Genomic DNA, 2,848 nt, shown 5'->3' with positions numbered 1-2,848 from the left:
GGCCGGTCTCGACCAGCCCCGGGAAGATCCGGTCCTGGATGCCGGCCACAGCCACCAGATCCGCGGTGGAGACGGACCGGGTCTCACGCTCGGCCTCGTCGCCCTCCGATTCCAGGTTCGCCAGCACTCCATCGGACGTGCGCCGAAGACTGGTTACGCGCCACCGCACGGAGTCGCCCCCGTGCGTCGAACCACGGGGAGGGAGCACCCGCACCGTGTCTCCCACGCGGATCGGCCGTCCGGGCAGCTCCACGCCCTCCGGCTGATGGCGTTCGAAGACCAGACCGAACCGCCGGCCCTGGGTCAACTGCCGGATCTCACCCTCCAGATCGGCGGCCAGCTGAGGGTCCTTGGCGCGCGCCTGAGCCAGGAGGTCGGTGAGCCGGGACACGATGGATCTCCCTCGTCGACGGTGCGGACGGCTTCGTCCGCCGGAAACTCCAGCAGTCTATGGTGTGCATGGGGCGGTCAGGGGTGGTACCAGAGTCCCCCGTTAGGCTCCTTCCATGGTCGCCGCGCGTGAAGTCACCCTTCAGGAACTCCTCGGGGGCTCCTACCAGTACACGGTCCCGCTCTATCAGCGGACGTACTCCTGGGGCCGCCCGCAGTGGCAGCGACTGTGGGAGGACGTCGTGGACGTCGCCGACCACCGGCGGGACAACCCATCGGCAACCCACTTCATCGGCTCCCTCGTTCTCGCCGGCTTCCGGGACAACGGGCCTGGCGGCGTCCAGCGGTGGCTCGTGGTGGACGGGCAGCAGCGGCTGACGACGCTGACGCTCCTCCTCGCCGCTGTCCGCGACCACCGGGCTGAGCACGAAGGCCCCGTGCACGCCGATCGGGTCAACGAGAAGTACCTGGTCAACAAGTGGGAGGACGGCGATCTCCGGTACAAGGTCCTGCCCACCCAGGCCGACCGTGCCGCCTACCGCGGGCGGGTCGAGCACGCCCCGGACGCTGCCGAAGGCTCCAGGATCAGCGAAGCCCATCAGTTCTTCCTGACGAAGCTGCTCGGGTTGAGCCAACCGTCGGCTGACGGTGAAGAGGAGCCGCTGACCTTGGCGGAGGTCGAGTCCGCCGTCGTCGCCGGCCTGTCGATCGTGTCCGTGACCACCGGGGAGAACGACAACGCCCACCGCATCTTCGAGTCGCTGAACAACACCGGCCTCAAGCTCACCCAGGGCGACCTGCTCAGGAACTACCTGTTCATGCAGCTGCCCACACGGGCGGATGAGGTCTACACCACCCTGTGGCTCCCGTTGCAGAACCTGCTCTCCAATGAGGAACTGGAGACCCTGTTCTGGCTCGACCTGGTGCAACAGGATCCCAAGATCCGCCAGACGGAGATCTACGCGGGGCAGCAGCGGCGCATGCGTGGCCTGCAGGACGAGTCGCAGGTCAGGGCGGAAGTCGAGCGGTTCCTGGCGTTGGGGCGTCTCTACGACGTGATGCTCCGCCCGGAGAAGGAGAAGGACGCCGCAGTGCGGTTCCGCTTGGCGCGCCTGCGCGCCTGGCGCACGACGACGACGTTCCCGATCACACTGCACCTGATGGAGCGCCGGTCGTTGGGGGACATCGACTCGGACGAACTGGCCCGTGCGCTCCTCTACCTCGAGTCGTACCTGGTCCGGCGCCTCGTCTTCGGCCGCTATTCCGACGGTCTCAACACCACCTTGCTCGCGGCCACGGCCGACATCCAGGGTCAGGACGACCCGGCGGATGCCCTGCAGCGCTTCCTCTCCAGCGGACGGAAGCACTTCGCCTCCGACGATCAGATCCGCCAGGCCGTGATGACGGCACCCTTCTACACGACGGGCCGGGCGGCCCACCGGAAGCTGATCCTCCGGTGGATCGAGGAGTCCTACGGCAGCAAGGAACCGGTGGACCTCGACAGCGCGACCATCGAGCACGTCTTGCCGCAGACCCTCACGGAGGAGTGGGAGCGCGCTCTGGCCGGCCAGCTCGAGGCGCACCAGGACCTTCGAGAGGTGCACACCGAGCTCCTCCACACCTTGGGCAACCTCACCCTCACCGGGTACAACAGCGAGCTGAGCAATGGGCCCTTCGCGGTCAAGCGTGCGGAGCTGGCCAAGAGCGGCATCCGCATGAACCAGGAGATCTCCGCTGAGCCGGTATGGGGTCCCGCGCAGATCCGTGCTCGCGCCGAGCGGCTGGCGGACCGGATCGTCGGTATCTGGCCGGGACCCTCAGCAGAGGCCGCCTCGGGAGTCGCCCACACGGCCTGGCAGACGCTGACGGACGCCGTCGAGGCCATTCCCGACGGGTCCTGGACCTCCTACGGCGAACTGGCACGGCTGATCGGAAGCCATCCGGTCCCCGTGGGGACCTACCTCGCACGGACGGCGCTGCCGCACGCTCATCGTGTGCTCCAGGCGGGTGGCACCGTCTCTCCGTCCTTCCGGTGGTCCGACGTCCACCGCACGGAAGATCCGCATGACGTCCTCGCAGCCGAAGGCGTGTGCTTCTCCGAGGACGGACGGGCCGACGGCGGCCAGCGGCTGCTGGCGGAGCAGCTCGCCGAGCTCATCGACGTTGACGTCGACCTGACCGATCCCCGGTCACTCGCCGCCCCGGGCAACGACCCTGCGCTGCGGGACCGCTGGGTCGACCGACTTCACGACCACAACGATCCCGAATCGGCCCGCGCACTGATCGAGGTCCAACGAGGCTGGGTCGAGCGCGGTGGCCGGGCGGAATTCGCGGACAATGCTGCCGGCGGTTGTTTCCTGGTCGTCCCGCGCACGTCAGCACGCGCCATCTGGCCGGTGATCCTGTACCCGACGTACGGCGTCGAGGTCGTCCTCTATCACCTGGCGAAGTGGGCTCC

General features: G+C 68.2%; 1 protein-coding gene and 1 pseudogene. One reads left to right on the top strand and one right to left on the bottom strand.

The window, feature by feature from the left end; all coding sequences use genetic code 11:
• A pseudogene (locus ACFWJO_RS37150) lies at positions 1 to 391 on the bottom strand (site-specific DNA-methyltransferase); the annotation flags it as partial.
• A 115-nt stretch (positions 392 to 506) separates the two neighbouring features.
• Between ACFWJO_RS37150 and ACFWJO_RS37145 the strand changes: the two are divergent.
• The coding region (locus ACFWJO_RS37145) for a DUF262 domain-containing protein (protein WP_386872526.1) at positions 507 to 2,848 on the top strand (2,342 nt) is incomplete at its 3' end.

It is taken from the genome of Streptomyces sp. NPDC127092 (assembly GCF_042722475.1).
Taxonomy (GTDB): domain Bacteria; phylum Actinomycetota; class Actinomycetes; order Streptomycetales; family Streptomycetaceae; genus Streptomyces.
The sequence above is the reverse complement of the archived record's forward strand: the minus strand, read 5'-3'. Positions and strand labels throughout refer to the sequence as shown.